This window comes from Streptomyces sp. NPDC006435, assembly GCF_040612315.1.
Classification (GTDB): Bacteria; Actinomycetota; Actinomycetes; order Streptomycetales; family Streptomycetaceae; genus Streptomyces.
The window spans coordinates 35,452-53,747 of sequence record NZ_JBEXPY010000051.1; the positions used below are offsets into that span (position 1 = coordinate 35,452).

The 18,296-nt window shown below is 70.8% G+C and carries 15 protein-coding genes and 1 pseudogene; 10 read left to right on the plus strand and 6 right to left on the minus strand.

Annotation, left to right across the window (positions count from 1 at the left end):
* The first annotated feature begins 308 nt into the window (after positions 1-308).
* Positions 309-2,684: a phosphoenolpyruvate synthase gene (ppsA, locus tag ABZZ04_RS33385; RefSeq protein WP_356935966.1), complete on the plus strand. Its 2,376-nt coding sequence runs from the start codon at positions 309-311 to the stop codon at positions 2,682-2,684.
* Positions 2,685-2,747: 63 nt separating this feature from the next.
* Positions 2,748-2,884, plus strand: a pseudogene (locus tag ABZZ04_RS33390) (universal stress protein); the annotation flags it as partial.
* Positions 2,885-2,902: 18 nt separating this feature from the next.
* On the opposite strand, the gene ppk2 reads toward ABZZ04_RS33390, so the two are convergent.
* Positions 2,903-3,724, minus strand: coding sequence for a polyphosphate kinase 2 (gene ppk2 / locus ABZZ04_RS33395; protein ID WP_356935967.1), 822 nt, complete (start codon positions 3,722-3,724; stop codon positions 2,903-2,905).
* 301 nt (positions 3,725-4,025) lie between these two features.
* On the opposite strand from ppk2, the gene ABZZ04_RS33400 reads away from it, so the two are divergent.
* Together ABZZ04_RS33400 and ABZZ04_RS33405 are read left to right on the plus strand one after the other, a co-directional pair.
* Entirely contained in the window at positions 4,026-4,355 is a 330-nt protein-coding gene (locus ABZZ04_RS33400) for a hypothetical protein (RefSeq protein ID WP_356935968.1), read from the plus strand.
* Positions 4,356-4,664: 309 nt separating this feature from the next.
* A complete protein-coding gene (locus ABZZ04_RS33405) occupies positions 4,665-5,084 on the plus strand; it encodes a CBS domain-containing protein (protein ID WP_356935980.1) in 420 nt (139 codons plus the stop codon).
* A gap of 82 nt (positions 5,085-5,166) precedes the next feature.
* On the opposite strand, the gene ABZZ04_RS33410 is transcribed toward ABZZ04_RS33405, so the two are convergent.
* From ABZZ04_RS33410 to ABZZ04_RS33425, 4 genes are all read right to left on the minus strand, one after another.
* Positions 5,167-5,682, minus strand: coding sequence for a DUF2231 domain-containing protein (locus ABZZ04_RS33410; RefSeq protein ID WP_356935969.1), 516 nt, complete (start codon positions 5,680-5,682; stop codon positions 5,167-5,169).
* Between the two features lie 296 nt (positions 5,683-5,978).
* Positions 5,979-6,746, minus strand: a complete 768-nt coding sequence (locus tag ABZZ04_RS33415; protein ID WP_356935970.1) for an FAD:protein FMN transferase — start codon at positions 6,744-6,746, stop codon at positions 5,979-5,981.
* Positions 6,739-7,173, minus strand: coding sequence for an FMN-binding protein (locus tag ABZZ04_RS33420; protein ID WP_356935971.1), 435 nt, complete (start codon positions 7,171-7,173; stop codon positions 6,739-6,741). Before ABZZ04_RS33420 ends, ABZZ04_RS33415 begins: the two co-directional genes overlap by 8 nt.
* 11 nt (positions 7,174-7,184) lie before the next feature.
* A complete protein-coding gene (locus tag ABZZ04_RS33425; RefSeq protein WP_356935972.1) occupies positions 7,185-8,549 on the minus strand; it encodes a ferredoxin reductase family protein in 1,365 nt (454 codons plus the stop codon).
* 172 nt (positions 8,550-8,721) lie between these two features.
* Between ABZZ04_RS33425 and ABZZ04_RS33430 the strand changes: the two genes are divergently transcribed.
* Both ABZZ04_RS33430 and ABZZ04_RS33435 read left to right on the plus strand, forming a co-directional pair.
* Entirely contained in the window at positions 8,722-9,456 is a 735-nt protein-coding gene (locus tag ABZZ04_RS33430; RefSeq protein WP_356935973.1) for a response regulator transcription factor, read from the plus strand.
* A complete protein-coding gene (locus ABZZ04_RS33435) occupies positions 9,453-10,877 on the plus strand; it encodes a HAMP domain-containing sensor histidine kinase (protein ID WP_356935974.1) in 1,425 nt (474 codons plus the stop codon). The genes ABZZ04_RS33430 and ABZZ04_RS33435 overlap by 4 nt, the downstream gene beginning before the upstream one ends.
* Before the next feature lie 132 nt (positions 10,878-11,009).
* On the opposite strand, the gene ABZZ04_RS33440 is transcribed toward ABZZ04_RS33435, so the two are convergent.
* Positions 11,010-11,966: a proline dehydrogenase family protein gene (locus tag ABZZ04_RS33440; protein WP_356935975.1), complete on the minus strand. Its 957-nt coding sequence runs from the start codon at positions 11,964-11,966 to the stop codon at positions 11,010-11,012.
* 133 nt (positions 11,967-12,099) lie between these two features.
* Here ABZZ04_RS33440 and ABZZ04_RS33445 point away from each other — a divergent pair, with 133 nt between their 5' ends.
* From ABZZ04_RS33445 to ABZZ04_RS33460, 4 genes are all read left to right on the plus strand, one after another.
* Positions 12,100-13,056: a helix-turn-helix domain-containing protein gene (locus tag ABZZ04_RS33445; RefSeq protein ID WP_356935976.1), complete on the plus strand. Its 957-nt coding sequence runs from the start codon at positions 12,100-12,102 to the stop codon at positions 13,054-13,056.
* 592 nt (positions 13,057-13,648) lie between these two features.
* Positions 13,649-15,343: an NAD(P)H-dependent oxidoreductase subunit E gene (locus ABZZ04_RS33450; protein ID WP_356935977.1), complete on the plus strand. Its 1,695-nt coding sequence runs from the start codon at positions 13,649-13,651 to the stop codon at positions 15,341-15,343.
* The gene (fdhF, locus tag ABZZ04_RS33455) at positions 15,340-18,036 is read left to right on the plus strand and encodes a formate dehydrogenase subunit alpha (protein ID WP_356935978.1); all 2,697 of its coding nucleotides are present in this window, start codon (positions 15,340-15,342) and stop codon (positions 18,034-18,036) included. The genes ABZZ04_RS33450 and fdhF overlap by 4 nt, the downstream gene beginning before the upstream one ends.
* A 66-nt stretch (positions 18,037-18,102) precedes the next feature.
* The coding region (locus tag ABZZ04_RS33460; protein ID WP_356935979.1) for a nitroreductase family protein at positions 18,103-18,296 on the plus strand (194 nt) is incomplete at its 3' end.

The window sequence follows — 18,296 nt, forward strand, 5'->3', positions numbered from 1 at the left end:
CCCGCTGCCCGTCCGCAAGGCCCCTGCCCGGCCGGCCATGGGCCGATCGGTCCCTCTCGGGCACGGCCCACTCGGCCCGGATCCTGGCCTCCTCGGCCCTGCGGCGAGGTATCCGGGGGAGCGATCGTGGATTTCGGGCGCCTCGTCCGGACTCCGCCCCTTCCGAAGGGGCGACGACGATGCAACGCATCCGGATGAGGACCCGGCCGGGGAGGTAGTGCCGCCATGCGCGAGAGGATCTGCGCACCCCCGCGGTCGACCGGTGCCCCACTGAGCCCGCAGCCATCGCACTCGCGGCGGAGGACATCATGGCAACCACTCGGCGCGTCGCACCGTTCGCGGAATTCGGCCGGCAGGACGTTGGCCTCGTCGGCGGCAAGAACGCCTCACTGGGGGAAATGACCGCACACCTGGCAGCTGCGGGTGTGCGGGTGCCCCCGGGGTTCGCGACGACGGCCGATGCGTACGGGGAACTGCTCGACAGCCACGGGCTGCGTGCGCGGATCGAGGAGCAGATCGAGCAATTGCACGATGGGGTCGCGCTGGACGAGGTGGGGGCGGGGATCCGATCGATGATCATGGCGGAGCCGCTTCCGGCCGGACTGCGGACCGAGATCGTCTCCGCGTACGAACAGCTCGCACGCGACCAGGGGCGAGAGGACCCCGAAGTCGCCGTGCGAAGCAGTGCCACCGCCGAGGACCTTCCCCAGGCCAGCTTTGCCGGCCAGCAGGAGACCTACCTGAACGTACGCGGACCTGCCCAGCTGCTCCTGTCCTGCCACCGTTGCTACGCCTCGTTGTTCACCGACCGGGCGATCGATTACCGGGAACGGATGGGCTTCGACCACCTTGCGGTGGCTCTCTCCGTCGGCGTCCAGATCATGGTCCGCTCCGACCTCGCAGGCGCCGGGGTCATCTTCACCCTCGACCCCGAGAGCGGATTTCCCGAGGTCATCGTGGTCAGCGCCGCGTGGGGCCTGGGCGAGACCGTCGTCAGCGGCCAGGTCGACCCCGACGAGCACACGGTCTTCAAGCCGAGTCTCAAGTACCCGGCGCTGGATCCCGTGATCGATGTTCGGATCGGAGGGAAGCGGAGGAAGGCGGTCTACGGGCGGCACGGACGGACCCGTTCCGTCGACACGACCGATGAGGAGCGCTCGCGATGCGTGCTGACGGGCACGGAGGTACGGCAGCTGGCCGAATGGGCGATGACCGTCGAAGCACACTACGGCTGCCCCATGGACCTGGAATGGGCCAAGGACGGTCTGACAGGGGAACTGGCGATCGTTCAGGCCCGCCCCGAGACCGTGCAGTCGCGTCGGCGCGCGACGACACTGCGCCGTTGCAGCCTGAGCGCCACTCCGCAGCAAAGCCTCGTCGAAGGCATCGCGGTCGGCGAGGCCATCGGCTCGGGTCCGGTCGTCGTCCTCGGCTCGCCCGTGGACCTCGACCGCTTCCCGACCGGCGGTGTGCTCGTCACGGGCATCACCGATCCCGACTGGGAACCCGTCATGAAGCGGGCCTCCGCGATCGTCACCGACCACGGCGGCCGGACCTCGCACGCGGCCATCGTCAGCCGCGAACTCGGTGTGCCGGCCGTCGTCGGGACGGGGCGGGCAACCGAGGTGCTGTCCAGCGGCCAGAACGCCACCGTCTCGTGCGCCGAGGGGACCCGCGGCCGGGTGTACGCGGGACTGCTGGCGTACGAGGAGCACGAGACCGATCTCACCGAGCTCCCCGCCACCCGGACCCATGTGATGCTCAACCTCGCCGATCCGTCCGCCGCCTTCCGGTGGTGGCGCCTGCCCGCCGACGGCGTCGGGCTCGCACGCCTGGAGTTCATCGTCGCCCACCAGGTCAAGGCGCACCCCATGGCACTGCTGCACCCGGAGCGCCTGGACCGGCACGACCGCTGTGCCATCGAGCAGCTCACCGAGGGCCATCTCGACCGCTCCCGGTACTTCGTCGACCGGCTGGCCCACGGAGTGGCGCGCATCGCCGCATCCCGCTGGCCCGACCCGGTCGTCGTACGGACCAGCGACTTCAAGACCAATGAGTACGCCCGGCTGCTCGGCGGCCGGGCATTCGAACCCGTCGAGGCGAACCCGATGATCGGCTGGCGCGGTGCCAGCCGCTATTACAGCGACGACTACCGCGAAGGCTTCGCCCTGGAATGCCGGGCACTGCGCCGGGTCCGCGACGAGATGGGGCTGACGAACGTCATCGTCATGATTCCCTTCTGCCGCACCACGGAAGAGGCCGACCAGGTGCTGGACGTCATGGCGGAGCAGGGACTGCGCCGCGGTGGGAACGGACTCAAGGTCTACGTCATGGCGGAGATTCCCTCAAACATCATCCTGGCCGAGGACTTCGCCCGACGTTTCGACGGCTTCTCCATCGGGAGCAACGACCTGACCCAGCTCACCCTGGGCATCGACCGCGACTCCGAGATCCTCGCCCACGTCTTCGACGAGACCGACCCCGCGGTCACACAGAGCATTCGGCTGCTCGTACTGCGCGCCCATTCCGCCGACCGGGCAGTAGGCCTCTGCGGCCAGCGCCCCAGCGACGACCCCGCCTTCACCGAATTCCTGGTGAGGACCGGTATCGACTCGATCTCGGTGGCACCGGACAGCTTCGCCTCGGTCAAACAGCACGTGGCGGCCGCCGAACGGGATCCGTGAGCCGATGACCGGCAGCCCCGGCCATCGCTTGCGCGTCGAGTCCGACAGCCGGGTACACGTGCCGCCGGAGCCGCAGACCTGGTTGCCGCCGGGGCGCATCGCGGCCGGGACCACCTCGGACTCCGACTCGGCCGAGTTGCCCCTGCCCTGCTCCGCCACGCGCCGGTTGTCCAGTGGCCGTCGTGCCTCCCGCGGCCTGATCGCGTGCCCCCTTCGCCTTACTTCCCGAGCTGTGAGGCGTGGTCGGGGACGTACGTCTGAAGGTCTCTCGGCGGTCGTCGGTACCCGGTGGCCAAGGGCCGCGGCGGCAGTTCGATCACCGGCGGCTCGACCATTCCGTACGGCACGGTCGACAGGAGATGGGAGATCATGTTCAGGCGGGCCCTGCGCTTGTCGTCGCTCTCGACGACGTACCACGGGGCCTCCGAGATGTCGGTGTGGACGAACATCTCGTCCTTCGCCCGTGAATAGGCCTCCCAGCGGGTGATCGACTCCAGGTCCATCGGCGAAATCTTCCACCGGCGCGTGGGGTCCCGCAGCCGCCGCCGGAACCGCTCCTCCTGCACCGTGTCACTGACCGAGAACCAGTACTTGCGCAGCAGAACGCCGTCCTCCACCAGCATCCGCTCGAAGATCGGGCACTGCCGGAGGAACCGCTGATGCTCCTCCATCGTGCAAAAACCCATGACGCGCTCGACGCCGGCCCGGTTGTACCAGCTCCGGTCGAACAGGGCCATTTCCCCCGCAGCCGGAAGATGCTCGGCATAGCGCTGGAAGTACCACTGGCCGCGCTCGCGCTCGGTGGGCCGCGGCAGCGCGACGATACGCGCCACCCGGGGGTTGAGATGCTCGGTGACGCGCTTGATCGTGCTGCCCTTGCCTGCCGCGTCACGTCCCTCGAACACCACGACGAGCCGTGCGCCTTCGGCACGCACCCACTCCTGAAGCCTCACCAGCTCGGTCTGGAGCCGGTACAGCTCCTGCTCGTACAGCGAGCGCGTCAGCTTTCCGGGCGTGCCCGGGCTTTTCTCTTCCGGCATGGAGCGACGTTACGGAAGAGACGGTGCCCGAAGTCAAGCGTCAGCGCCGAACGGGCTCCGCCACTCGGATTCACTGCGACGCGTTCGATGAGCCGGGTCGGCCGATGGGCCGGGTTCATCCACCAACGCGTGAGTGGCCGTGCCGCTGTCGTCCGGCCATACGTTTCCCGGAACCGGCTTCCCGGCCTGCGGGGTACGCGAGGCACAGCGTCTTGAGCGGATCTCGTCAGCGGCTGCCTGCAACGCAGACCGGTACGGACCGTTCAGCCCACGACAGGGGCCATGTTTCCCCTTCTCATCGATGACACGCAGCGCCACGCTGGAACTGTTGGCGACAGTCCGGAAGGAGGTGATTGGCATGATGTGGTACGACGGCGGCTGGGGGTGGAGCGGATGGCTCTTCATGACAGTGATCATGGTTGTGTTCTGGTCGCTGCTGATCGTGGGGACCGTTGCCATTGCCCGCCACCTAGCCGGCCTCCACCGTGATCACCGACCTGGCCCGTCCTCCGGTGATCCGGCGTGGGGAAGCCGACGGGCCGAAGACCTGCTCGCGGAACGGTTCGCCCGCGGGGAAATCGACGAGGACGAGTACAAACGCCGTCTCGCACTGCTGCGTGAACAGCGGTGAACAACGCCGCCACCCACCGAGGCCGGATATTCGGGGGCGGTACGTAGCGGTCCTCGGCGGCTGCGGCACCGGCCCGTCCGGGTGCCTGGTCCTCTCCGAATGCCGTCCCTGCCCCGTCAGTGCCGCCGAGTCCGGTCCGGGCGGCATCGGGTTCCTCGCGGTGTCGGCTCACACGTAGCTGGTTCACACCCCTTCTCGACCGGCATGCGTACGGGGCACGAAGCACCCACACTGGATTCGGGGGAGCGATTCGGATCGTGCCCGGACCATGGGTTGTGTCCGGGCATTCCGGTCCGGAAGGGGATGGCCATGACCATCGCACGCGAGATCATGCACACAGGTGCGACCTGCATCCAGGAGAGTGAGAGCCTGGAGGCCGCGGCGCGCCGGATGAGCGAGCTGGATGTCGGGGCGCTCCCGGTCTGCGGGCCGGACGACAGGCTCCACGGCATCGTCACCGACCGCGACATCGTGGTGAAGTGCCTGGCCAAGGGGAAAGATCCGAAGACCATGACCGCAGGCATGCTCGAGCAGGGCAAACCGATCACCGTCGATATCGAGACCGACACGGACGATGTCCTGCGTGTCATGGAGGAACACAGGATCCGGCGGCTTCCGGTCATCGAGAACCACCGGCTGGTCGGCATGATCAGTGAGGCGGACCTGGCGCGTCGCCTGCCGGAGGAGAAGGTGGGCCACTTCGTCGAGGCCGTTTGCTCCGCGAAGTGAACATCGGCGGCCGCCGGGGAGGACGGCCCCTGGACGGTGCGGCCGCACCCCTGGAACGGAGGTGCGGCACACCACGTGCCGGTCAGTCGCGATGGGGGTGCGCAGTGGTGGAGTAGGCGTCGTGCCAAGCGGCTCTGGCGCCCGAATCACCGATTCGGTAGACCTGCACGCCCGCACCCACGCCGATGAAGAGAGACAGCACCGCAGCGGTGACGCGGAGCGGCGTGCTCACCGTGCCGGAGGACCCCTCCGCCCCGGGGGTGCGGTGGCCGGCGCGGTGGTGGAGCCACCACACCGCCGCGGACGCCAGGAAGAGCCCGATGACCCAGGGGAGCAGCTGGTCGCCGAGTCCGGTGTGCTTGCGGACCAGGGCATTGGATTCCACATGCCGTTCCAGCCACTCGCCGGCGTTGGTCGTCAGCGGCACGCTGATCAGGGGTACCAGGGCGAGGGCCGGCAGGGCGAGGCCGAACCTGCGCATGACGGAGGGGACGGTGGCGCACAGGATCAGGGAGAGGGCGGTGAGGGGCACCAGGACCACGACGACGTGCACGAACAGGACGTGGGCGGGAATGCCGTTGATCAGATCGAGTCCCACAAGGGGCTCCTTCATGGGGTGGGTTCAATGCCGGACGGGGACGAGTCGGACTCCCGCAGCGGCCGGGGGCTTTCGTCTGGGTCATGCCGGGCTCGCGTGCCCCGGGTGTGCGCCCGCCGCGTCGGGGTCGGTCGCCGGGGTTCCGCCATGGCTCCCTCCTCCGCCCCGCGATCGCACGCACCCGGACCCCGCTCACCGATCCGGCCCGATCCGGACGGAAGATCCTGGACGGCGAGCCGTTGCCGCGACCAGGAGGAGCCCGTCCCCTGCATGCGGGAGTGGCGCTGTTCAGCACCTTATGTTCCATAGCGGCTGAATCCTGGAGTTCGCCATTCCCGGCCGTCCGGCAGGATCGCGAAGGCTTCGTAGCCGTCCAGCGTTTCCACCCAGTCCCGTGCCCCGTCGCCTCGGGCGAACGCGGCGGTGGCGTAGGTGTCGGTCAGCGTCAGGCGGGGCCCGACGAGGGTGAGGGAGGCGAACGTATCGGCAGGCCTGCCGGTGTGCGGGTCGACGATGTGATGGCCGCGTTCGGCCGTGCCGGAAGTGGCGACGGCCAGGTCGTGGTCGGCGGTGATGACGGTGGCCGGTTCACCGGGGCGCAGTGGGTGGGCGATGCCGATGCGCCACGCGGTGTCCGGGGCGGCCCGGCCGCGGAGCTGCAGGTCGCCTCCGCCGTTGATGCACGTGTGGTGCGCGCCTGCGTCGTGCAGGAGTTGGGAGGCCGCTTCGGTGGCCCAGCCCTTGACGAGTCCCGAGGGGTCGAGGGTTCCCGCCGGGACGATGCTGAACCAGCCGTCGCTGGTGTGGGCGGCCCGTGCGCACAGGGACAGGACTTCGTGGACTTCGGGCGGGCAGTCCTCCAGCCGGATCTCGTCGCGGCCGAGGCGGCTGATGTGGCTGTCGGACCGGTAGGTGGAGAACATGGCATCGATGCGGTGGAGGTGGCGCACGGCCTCGGCGAGGGCGCGGCGGACGGCGGGGGTCGGCCGGTCGCGGATGTCGAAGGAGAACACGGTGCCCATGACGTGCTCGACGTGGCGCAGCCCGGTCGCGGTGTCAGGCATGGGCTTGGTCCAGTGCGCTCTGGAGGGACTGGACGTAGCCCTGGCTGGTGTAGCTGGCGCCGGAGACGGCGTCGATGTGCGCGCTTTGGGCCCCGATGGCCTCCCGGGTGAGGCGGGGCAGGGCGTAGGCGGCGATCTCCTGGTCACGGCCATTGCGGTCGGGGGCCCGGAGGACCTTGACCGAGGTGATCCTGCCCTGGTGGAGGGTGGCGGCGACCTGCACGGTTCCGTACTGGGTGTCGACGGGATCTCCGGTGAACGTGCCCGTCCGGGTGGGAGTGCCCGGCGAGGCGCCTGCGGGAGGGCGCGAGGCCGCGGGGGAACGGGGAGCCGCCCCGGCCGGGGCGGAAAGCTGGTGGGGTTTGAGAGCGAGCAGGGCGATGATCAGGGCGCTGGCCCCGGTGGTGGTGAGGACTGCTCGGCGCATGGCGGTTCTCCTCAGAACGCGAAGGACTCGTGGTGGATGCGCCGGGTCGGGACTCCGGCCTCGCGCAGGGCCCCGATCGTGGCCCCGGTCATGCCGGGCGGGCCGCAGAGGTAGACGTCGTGCGCGGCCAGGTCGGGGACCAGTGCGCTCAGGGCCCGGGCGGTGAGAGGGGAGGAGCGTTCGGCCGGTTCGTCGACGACGTAGTGCACGGTGGCCTGGCGGCGGGCGGCTATCGCGTCGAGTTCACCGCGCAGCGCGAGGTCGACGGTGCGGCGTGCCCGGTAGACAAGGGTCACGTGGCCCGGCAGCGTCTCGAAGAGCGCACGCAGGGGAGTGATGCCGATGCCGCCTGCCAGGAGCAGGACCTTGGGGACGGTGCGGCGGTTCGAGGTGAAGGAGCCGTAAGGCCCCTCGGCCCACACCCGGGTGCCGGGCCTCAAGAGGGCGAGGGCGGCGCTGTGCCCGCCGGCGGCCTTGACCGTGATCCGCAGGTGGCCGGGGTGGGCGGGGGCGGAGAGGGAGTAGGGGTTGGCGGTCCACCACAGTCCGCGGGTCAGGAAGCGCCAGCGCAGGAATTGCCCCGGTTCGCCCCCGAGGTCGTCGAGGTGCCGGCCGGTGAGGTGGACGGAGACCACGCCCGGGGCTTCGGGGTGGACCGCGGCCACGCGCAGGCGGTGGCGCAGCCCTCGCCGGACGGGGACGGCGAAGCGGTACCAGGCGACCAGGGCCGTGACCCCGAGGAACAGCGTGTACCACGCCGCCTGCGCGAGACGGTTGCCGACGAAGTCGGCTCCGTTGGAGAGCTGGTGCCCGAAGGAGAGGAAGACCGCCAGATAGGTCGCGAAGTGCAGGTAGTGCCACGTCTCGTAACTCATCCTGCGGCGGGCGGCGCGGGCGGACACGATCCCTGTGGCCACGAACAGCAGGAAACCGGCCGTGCCCTTGAGCAGGTCGGGGTAGTGAAGGACGAGGATGGAGGTCTGGTCGACCACGTTCGTGCGGGAGGCCAGCGAGTAGCCCCAGATGATCAGCAGGGTGTGCGCAAGGGCGAGGGACACGGTGCAGCGGCCTCCCCAGGCGTGCCAGCGGGCGAGTCGGTCGGTGCCGATGGTGCGATCCAGGAGCGGCGTCCGGGCCATCAGCGCCAGCAGAACCGCGCAGGCGTATCCGGCCAGGAGGCCGGTGATACGTCCCGCGCCGGTGAGCCAGCCCGCCGGGCCGACCACCGAGGTCGTGTCGCTCCACCACAGACCCAGCACCCCGGCGGCGCCGGCCCAGATCGCCAACGGCACCAGGAACGGGACGCGGCTGCGGCGCGGGCGCCGGTGGCGCATCCCACGGCTCGTGTACGTCATGGTGGTGAATGTGGTGGTCATGAGGCTCCTCCGGACATGGCGCACGTTCCGGCGACGGGCGGCCAGCCTCACAGCCCAACTTCTGCGTATCTTCTGAAACAGCTTGATCGATCGCTCTCGGCCCCTATTCAGAGGAAACTCAGAGACACACCTCGTCCCTGCCGCGGCCTGTGTCGGGGATGCTGAAGGAACCATGGACAAGCCGCACACGACACCGCTTCTGCACCGCCCGGACGGAGCCCCCGTACGGATCCTCGTCGTCGACGACGAACCCGACGTCACCGATGTCCTGGCCGGGGCCATTACCGGTGAGGGCTGGCAGGTGCGCACCGTGGGCGACGGCGCGACCGCGCTGGCGACGGCGCGTGTCTTCCGGCCCGACGCGGTGGTTCTGGACTGGATGCTGCCCGACCTGGACGGCCTCCAGGTCCTGCGGGCCCTCAGATGTGAGACGCCCGAGGTGTGCGTCCTGTTCCTGACAGCCCGCGATGCGGTCGAGGACCGCATCGCCGGGATCACGGCGGGCGGTGACGACTACGTCACCAAGCCCTACAGCCTGGAGGAGGTCCTGGCCCGGCTGCGCGGGCTGCTGCGGCGGGCCGGAATGACCGCCGGGCCGGGCACGAACCGGCTCACCGTCGGCGATCTCACCATGGACGAGGAAGCCCGGGAGGTCCGGCGCGGCGGGGCGGTCGTCGAGTTGTCCCGCACCGAGTTCGAACTCCTGCGCTTCCTCATGCGCAACCCGCGCCGGGTCCTGTCCAAGGACCAGATCCTCGACCGGGTCTGGTCCTACGATTTCGGCGGCCGTGCCCACATCGTCGAGCTGTACATCAGCTACCTGCGCAAGAAGATCGACGCCGGACGCACCCCGATGATCCACACCGTGCGCGGCGTCGGCTACGTACTCAAGCCGGAAGCCCCATGAGGCGCCTGCCGCCCCGCTCGCTGCGCGGCCAGCTCACCGTCGGACTCGTCGTCCTGCTCGCCCTCGCCTGTTTCGCTGTCGGGGTCACCACCACCCTTGTTCTGCGGAACTTCCTCATGGGACGCCTGGACGAGCAGCTCTCCGCATCCGGTGGCCGGTTCGCGGCCAGCCTGGAACACGAGGCCAGGCCCGACGCCGACAACCGCCCCGATACCCGGGGCCAGGCCGAGGAGACCTTCGGCGCCCGCCTCCTGGACGACACCGTCACCCGGGCGGCCGTCGTCGACGATGCCGTCGACCGCCCCCTCACACTCACCCCCGAGGACCGCCGCGCCCTGACCGGAACCCCCGTGGACGGAAGCGGGCACAGCATCCGCCTCTCCGGCCTGGGCAAGTACCGTGTCACGGCTGTCCGGGGCGATGACCGGGACATCCTGATCACGGGCCTGCCCCTGCACCCGGTGGAAGAGACCGTCCACCGCCTCGAAGCGGTCGAAGCAGTGCTGTTCGGTGCAGCTCTCGTGGCGACCGGCATCGCGGGAGCCGCGTGGGTGCGGATCTCCCTGCGCCCCCTCCAGAAGGTCACCGCCCATGCGGCGGAGGTCGCCGGACTACCGCTCGCCAGCGGCGAGATCGCCATGCCCGACCCACTCTCCGACACCGACCCCCGCACCGAGGTCGGCCAGGTCGGCACCGCCCTCAACCACATGCTCGGCCACGTCGAGGACGCGCTCACCCGGCGGCAGACCGTCGAGGAACGCCTGCGGCGCTTCGCGGCCGACGCCAGCCACGAACTGCGCACCCCCGTCTCCAACATCCGCGGCCACGCCGAATTGGCCCTGCGCCACCGAGGACCTGTCCCCGCCGAAGTCCGTCATGCCCTGGAACGCATCGACAACGAGTCCCTGCGCATGACCCGCCTCGTCGATGACCTGCTTCTTCTCGCGCGTCTTGATGCCGGACGGCCCCTCGAGCACGAGCCGGTCGACCTGACCCTGCTGATCCTCGACGCGACGGACGACGCCCGCGCCGCCGGTCCTGGTCACCACTGGCTCCTCGACCTCCCCGAGGAACCGGTCACCGTCACCGGCGACGCCCACCGGCTCCAGCAGGCGATCGGCAACCTCCTCGTCAACGCCCGGACCCACACGCCGACCGGCACCGACGTGACCATTGCCCTCACCGAGGAACAGGGCACCGTCCTGGTGGACGTGAGCGACAACGGCCCCGGCATTCCCGAGGAAATCCAGCCCGACGTCTTCGGCCGTTTCGTCCGCGCCGACCACGCCCGCTCCCGCAGTACCGGAAGCACCGGACTCGGCCTCGCCATCGTCCACGCCGTCGTCACCGCCCACGGCGGGACCGCCACCGTCACCAGCCGCCCCGGGCACACCACCTTCCGCATCACACTCCCCGCCTGAACCGCTCGCTCTGCCGGCACGCCCATCGAGCGGGTCCGACGAGCGGCCCCACCACTCCGGCCGTCAGGTCCTCGGCGCTTCGCAGGGAAGGGTGCGCAGGCGTCAATGACGCAGGCCCGGACCGGGCGGTGGTCATGCGGCAGCGTCGACGAGGGCTTGGAGCAGGCGCTGGGGGTCTTCGGCGATGCGGTTGCAGAGGTAGAGCCACCATTCCGTGCCGAAGACGATGTACTCCCGGGTGGGGTGGCCGCGCTCGGCCATGACCCGGAGGCGATCGGGCCCGAGGCCGAGGAGGGTCTCGAACTCCCAGGGATCGGAGTAGGTGCCCTTCCCTCCGAGGTGCTGGTCGATACGGTCGATCAGATCCCAGTCGTGGGTGGCGAAGGAACACAGATGCCCCGAGTCGGCCAGCTGTTGTGCATACGCAAGATAGGCGGCGGTCAGGGCGGGGGCCTCGCGACGGTGGGCGATGGCCTCGGGTTCGAGGAAGGCGCCCTTGACCAGGCGGATGCGGCCGGGCAGGGAAAGCAGCTCTGGCAGGTCGTCCGCGGTGCGATACAGGCGCGCCTGCACGGTGATGCCCACATGGTCGAACCGCTCGCACAGCTTGCGGTGCAGGGCGAGTACCTCGTCGGTCCGGTCGGAGCCCTCAGCCGAGATCATCATCTCCCGCCCGGTGTCGGCGGTGGCCCGGGCGATGCGGGAGGCGTTGACGAGGGCGAGCTCCGCATCGACGGCGAGGCCGATGTGGGACAGGTCGAGGGAGACCGAGCACCCGGGTGGCAGCAGTCGGGCAGCGGAGAGGAACGTGTCGGTCTCTTCCGTGGCCCGCTGCGGGTCGCGGCAGCTCTCGCCCATGTACTCGACGTTCACACGATGGCCGGCGGTCAGGATCTGCCGGGCCCGGTCCAGGGCGTCTGGCAGGGTTTCACCGGCCACGTACCGCCGCGCGATTTTGCGGGCCAGAGGGCCCAGGACCGGGTCACCGGGGACACGCCACTTCAGTTCCTCGTCGAGTGCGAGCCCGCGCAGGACTTGGGCAGCCTCTGACGAGAGGGCGGCGTCGACAGTCGGGTTCTGCGTGGTCATGCTTTGTGCCTAGCTGTTCGCGGGACGGATGAACGCCTGCGAGCCTTCCAGACCGGTGCTCCCACCCGGGAGTGGCAGAAACGACAGGTAAGCTGAAATTCCTGCCACTGTCGCCGGAAGAGATCGGAAACCTGTGCTTCGCGACGTCGCCGTCCTGGCCCTCCAGGGCGCCCACGCCTTCGAGCTGGGTGTGTTCTGCGAGGTCTTCGGGATCGACCGCAGCGACGACGCGCTGCCCGTGTACGACTTCGCTCTCGTCTCGGCCACCGGCGACAGCGTGCCGACCCGGCATGGCTTCGAGGTGCGGGCCCGGCACGGCCTGGAGCGGCTGGCATCGGCGGACCTCATCTGCGTCCCGGCCTACGACCTCGATGTGCGCCAGCCGGACCACCTGGTCGAGGAACTGCGGGCCGCCGTGCAGCGTGGTGCTCAAGTCCTGAGCATCTGTACCGGGGCCTTCCTCCTGGGCGAGGCCGGACTGCTCGACGAGCGAGGCTGTACCACGCACTGGCGCTACACCGACGAACTCGCCCGCCGCTACCCGCGTGCCCGGGTCGAGTCGGACGTGCTCTACGTCGACGAGAACCCGGTCATCACCGGCGCAGGGACCGCCGCAGGCGTCGACACCTGCCTCCACCTCATCCGCAGGGAACACGGCAGCGCCGTCGCCGGCGCGATCGCCCGTCGCATGGTCACACCCCCGCACCGCGACGGAGGCCAGCACCAGTACCGCCAACGTCCCCTTCCCCGGGAGGGGACCGGGTCTCTCACCCCTGTCCTGGCCTGGATGGAGGCCAACCTCGACCAGGACCTGACCGTCGACACGATGGCCGACCGTGCCCGCCTTTCCCCGCGGACCTTCGCCCGACGCTTCCGGCAGGAGACCGGGACCACGCCGCTGCGATGGCTGACCGGACAACGGGTCCTGCTCGCGCAGCACCACCTGGAGACCACGGACGACCCGGTAGCCGCGATCGCCCACCGCGCGGGCTTCGGTACCGTCGACAACCTCCGCCACCACTTCGCCCGTCACCTCGGCACGACGCCCCAGACGTACCGGCACACGTTCAGGACCCCGCCCACCAACTGACCATCCGCGCCTTCCACAGCTCGGCAGGGGCCGCGCGGCGCTGTCGGTCCGAGAGTCGTGAACAAAGCCGGAAAGCCCGTGATCCGTGCAGTTGGGCTGCCCCGAGTTCCGTGGAGTCCGGTCCTGATCGGGTCGGGCGGACTGCGGCGTCTGCTTCCGGCTCTGCCAGAAGGCTTCCTCGTACTCGGCAGGTGGGACGTGGTCGAGCGCGGAGCGGAGTCTTTCAACGCCTCGCCGTCCGCCGGGAACGCCGCACCGGCCTCCACGGCGCCTCGCCCCCCCGGCCTGCAGTCTCATCTGCTGGAGACGCCTCGGGAAAGCCCAGTCGTGATCTTGCTACAGGCTCCAGGAACTCGGTGACGCAACCACGGCAGGCGGACCTCCAGGCCACGGGTGACCGCCTCTGCACCTTCGCGGGCGGTCACCGTCTGCCACCCGGACGGACCGGCGCGGCGGCGGACGGAGGGATGGGCGGCGGCCCGCGGCCCGCGCCGTGCGGTACGCCGTCGGCGGGGCCGGGCAGGTTGTTCCCTCGCCGATCGCCCGCAGGGACCGGGATGCGTCCCAAGGCGTTTCTGGCCATGCTGGGACCATGGCCGGTCGGACTCCACATGGACCTGACGAGGCCCGCGACGGGCTTCGCGAGGTGGCCGCACGGCGCGGTGGGCGCGACGGCCTGCTGGCCGCCGGGCTCCGGCAGGCCAGGTCCGGCACCGCGGAGGAACCCGGAGCATGGGCACCCGAGGTCGCGCGGGCCGTCGGTCTGCCCGCCGCAGCAGGCCTCGGACCCGCGACGTATTTCGCGGATCTGGCGGCTCCGCACGGAACCCGGCACGTGCGCGTGTGCACGGCGACCGCGTGCTTCGCCGCGCGGGGCGGGCAGCACCTGGGAGAGATCGAGAGAGAACTCGGGGTGAGGGCGGGCAGTGTCGACGAGAGGCGCACCACCTCGCTGCAGGCCGTGCACTGTTTGGGCTACTGCTACGCGGGGCCCGCTGCCCTCGACGGCACCCGGCCCCACGCGGGACACGACCTCGCCGACCAGCTCGCCGGACGCTCGCAGCCGCGGGCACCGCGCATTCCCGTGACCGACACCACCGGGGCGCCCGTTCTCCTCACGGGCATCGTGGAAGAGGAATCCGCCTGGGACGTGTGGCGTCGGGTGGCGACCCGGCTGCGCCCCGCCGACGTGCGCGGGGAAGTGGCCGCCTCCGGGCTGCGCGGGCGGGGCGGGGCAGGCTTCCCCGTGGCGGCCAAGTGGGATGCGGTGGCCCGAGGGCAGGGAACCGTCGTCGTCGCCAATGGGGACGAGGGCGACCCCGGTTCGTACGCCGATCGGCTGCTGATGGAGGAGGACCCGGCGCGGGTCCTCGCCGGGCTCGCCATGGCCTGCTTCGCCTGTGGTGCCCGCCGTGGAACCGTCCTCGTGCGGTCCGAGTACCCGAGGGCGATCACCCGGCTGCGCGACGCGGTGGCACGGGCGATCGAGGCGGGGGACCTGGCCGACTCGCCCGGGGCTTCCGGGCCCCGCCCCTTCGTCGAGGTCGTCGAAGGGGCGGGGTCCTACGTGGCGGGGGAGGAGACCGCGCTCATCGCCCGCCTGGAGGGCGGTCGCGGGGTGGCGCGCCCCCGCCCCCCGTATCCCACCGATCACGGACTGTGGGACGCGCCCACCGTGGTGAACAACGTGGAGACGCTCGCCGCGGTCCCCTGGATCATGAGACACGGCGGGGCGGCCCACGCGCGGCGCGGCGCACCGGACGAGACCGGCACGAAGCTGGTCTGTCTCTCCGAGCGGTTCGTGCGCCCCGGTGCCTACGAGGTCGAACTCGGTGTTCCCGTGCGCGAGATCGTGCATCGGTACGGAGGCGGCCTCAAGGACGGTCATGAGGTCGTCGCACTCCAGATCGGTGGCCCGCTCGGCGGCTTCCTCGGTGCCGACGCCCTCGACCTCCCGCTCACCGCGCGGGCGCTCGCGGACCGGGGAGCCGCCCTCGGGCACGCGGGCATCGTCGCCTTCGACTCCGGCACCGATCCGTACGAGCTGTTGTGGCACCTGTGGGAGTTCGCGGCGGACGAGAGCTGCGGTGCCTGCTCGCCCTGTCGGCTCGGAACCCGTCGCGGGCTCGCGCTCGCCCGTGACGGCGGCCCGCCCGGTGAGACGTACGGGAGCGTCGCCCGCCTGATGACGGAGGCGAGCCTCTGTGCCTTCGGTCGTCGCGTCCCCGCCGCGGTCCGCAGCCTTGCCCGTGCCTTCGCCCCCGCTCTCGCGGGATGGGACCGATGAGTCCCGTCGTCCGGGTCGATGGGAAGGCAGTGGAACTCCCCCCGGACGCATCCTTGTTGGAGGCGGTGCGGGCGGCGGGTGCCGATCTGCCCGCCCTGTGCCACGACGACCGCCTCCGACCGGCCGGCTCGTGCCGGACCTGCCTCGTGCGCGCCGACGGCCGTCTCGTCGCCGCCTGCGTCACACCCGCCGTCCCCGACGCCGCCGTCGACGTCGCCGATGACGAACTGCGGACCCTCCGCCGGGACGCCGTCGCCCTCATCGCCTCCGCGCTTCCGCCGCGTGCACTCGCTGCCGACGCGGGAACCGAACTGGCACGCGTCTGCACCGAGTTGGACATCGGCTCGCAGACCGCCGCCGGGACCTCCGGCCGCGGGAGGGACGACAGCCACCCGTTCGTCCACCTCGACCGCGACCTGTGCATCGCGTGCGGACGCTGCGTCCGCATGTGCTCCGACGTCCAGGGCACCTTCGCCCTCACCCTCACCGGACGCGGTGCCGACACGGTCGTCGCACCGGGCACCGGTGGGCCCTGGGCCGCCTCCGATTGCGTGGCCTGCGGCGGCTGCGTCGACACCTGCCCCACCGGGGCGATCAGCCAGCCCGGTCCCGGCCGGGGCCTCGACTCGGGGCGGCCCCCGCCCGACCGGGTGCCCACCACCTGCGGCTACTGCGGGGTCGGCTGCGCCCTCGACGTCGTCGTCCGCGAGGGGCGGGTCGCGGCCGTGCTTCCGGCGCGGGACGGACCGGTCAACCGCGGGCACGCCTGTGTGAAGGGCCGCTTCGCGCACGGCTACCTCGCTTCCGCCGAACGCCTCACCGAACCTCTGGTCCGGGAGAACGGCGAACTGCGCCCCGCGACCTGGGAAGAGGCGCTGGCCCGGTTCGCCGAAGGGCTGCGCAGGGCCGTGCACGACGGCGGCCCCGACGCGGTCGCCGCGATCTCCTCCGCCCGGGCGACCAATGAGGAGAACTATCTCGTCCAGAAATTCATGCGGGCGGTGATCGGCACCAACAACATCGACAACTGCTCGCGCCTTTGCCACGCTCCTTCCGCCGCAGGGTTGACCGCCTCTTTCGGGTGTGCAGGCGGCACCGACTCCTTCGACGACGTCGAGACCGCCGACTGCTTCCTCGTCGTGGGCGCCAATCCGGTCGAGGCGCACCCCGTCGTCGGGGCCCGTCTGCTCCAACGGGCTCTGGCCGGAGCCTCCTTGATCGTGGCCGACCCACGTGCCGTGGGCCTCGCCCACCACGCCGACATCCATCTGCGGCCGAGCCCCGGGACCAACGTCGCCCTCTTCCACGGGCTTGCCCACGTCCTCGTCGCCGAGGGCCTGGCCGATTCCGGTTTCCTCCGGGACCGGGTCACCGGTCTCGACGATCTCCTCGTGCTCCTCGCCGACTACCCGCCCGATCGCGTCGCCGACATCACCGGTGTTCCCGCGGCCGACGTCGTCGCCGCCGCGCGGCTCTACGGCCGGGCCGAACATCCCGCAGTCGTATATGGTCTCGGTGTCACCGAGCACCTGCACGGCACCGACGGCGTCCGCACCCTGGCGAACCTGCCCATCCTGCGCGGTGCGGTCGGCGGCACCGGACGCGGCCACGGCATCATTCCACTGCGGGGCCAGAACAACGTCCAGGGCGCCTCGGACATGGGCGCACTGCCGGATCTGTTGCCGGGCTACGGTCGTGTCACCGACCCCGAGGCCCGCGCCCGCGCCGAAGAGGTGTGGGGGCGAGCGGTTCCGTCGGCACCCGGACTGCGGATCCCCGAGATGTTCACGGCCGCCCGCGATGGCCGGTTGCGTGCTCTCTGGGTCATCGGTGAGGACGTGTGCGCGACCGACCCCGACAGTCGGCACGTCGCCGAAGCCCTCGACACCTGCCCGCTTGTCGTCGTCAACGAACTCTTCCTCGGAGAGACCGCCCGGCACGCCGACATCGTCCTGCCGGTGGCCTCCTGGCTGGAGAAGGACGGTACCTTCGTGAACTTCGACCGTCGCTTCCAGCGAGTACGGGCCGCCGTGTGCCCGCCCGGAGCGGTCCGCACCGACTTCGAGGTCGTGCGGTCCGTCGCCGCAGCGACGGGCGCCGACCTCGGCTGCCCCACCCCGGCCGAAGCCCTGGACGAATGTGCCCGAATCGCGCCCTTGCTCGGCGGCCTCTCGCATGCGCGGCTCGATCGTGAGGGCGCGGTGCACTGGCCCTGCCCTTCACCGGACGAGCCCGGCGAAGCGACTCTGTACACCAGGGAGTTCGCCACGGCCGACGGACGTGCCCACCTCTGCGCCGTCCCTTACCTGCCACCGGGCGAGGAGCCGGACGACGACTACCCCCTCCTGCTCGTCACGGGGCGCCGCTGGGCCCACTACAACTCCGGCAGCATGACCCGCCGGGGTGCCAACCTCCTGCTCGACAACCGGGGCAGCCTCGACCTCCACCCCGAGGACGCCGCCCGGTACGGAGTGCGGGACGGTGCCCCCGTCACCGTCCGGAGCCGCCACGGGCGAGCCCGCCTCGTCGCCCGTGTGGGGACGGAACTCGTCCCCGGACAGGTCTTCTGCGCGTTCCACTTTCCCGCGGACGGCGTCAACACCCTGACGTCCCGGCACGCCGACACCGTGACCTCGTGCCCGGAGTACAAAGTCACGGCGGTACGGCTGAGTGCGGCTGCCGACGACGACTGAAACACCGCTCCTCGCCGTCGGAACGGGTACCCGGCCGGCCTCCCTGCGGGTTCGCCGAGCTGGGTCGTGCAACATGATTCGGAGCTGCCTGGGAGTATCCGTCCTCTGCCGGCCGGACGGTTCAGCCCTTACGGGTTCGACCCGGCGGCCACCGTGGATGATTATTCCCTGGGGCTGCTGATGGAAGCCGCGCGGTGGGCGCCGTCCGCCGGGAACTCCCAGCCCTGGGGCTTCTTCACGAGCCGCCCCGGCGAGCCGGG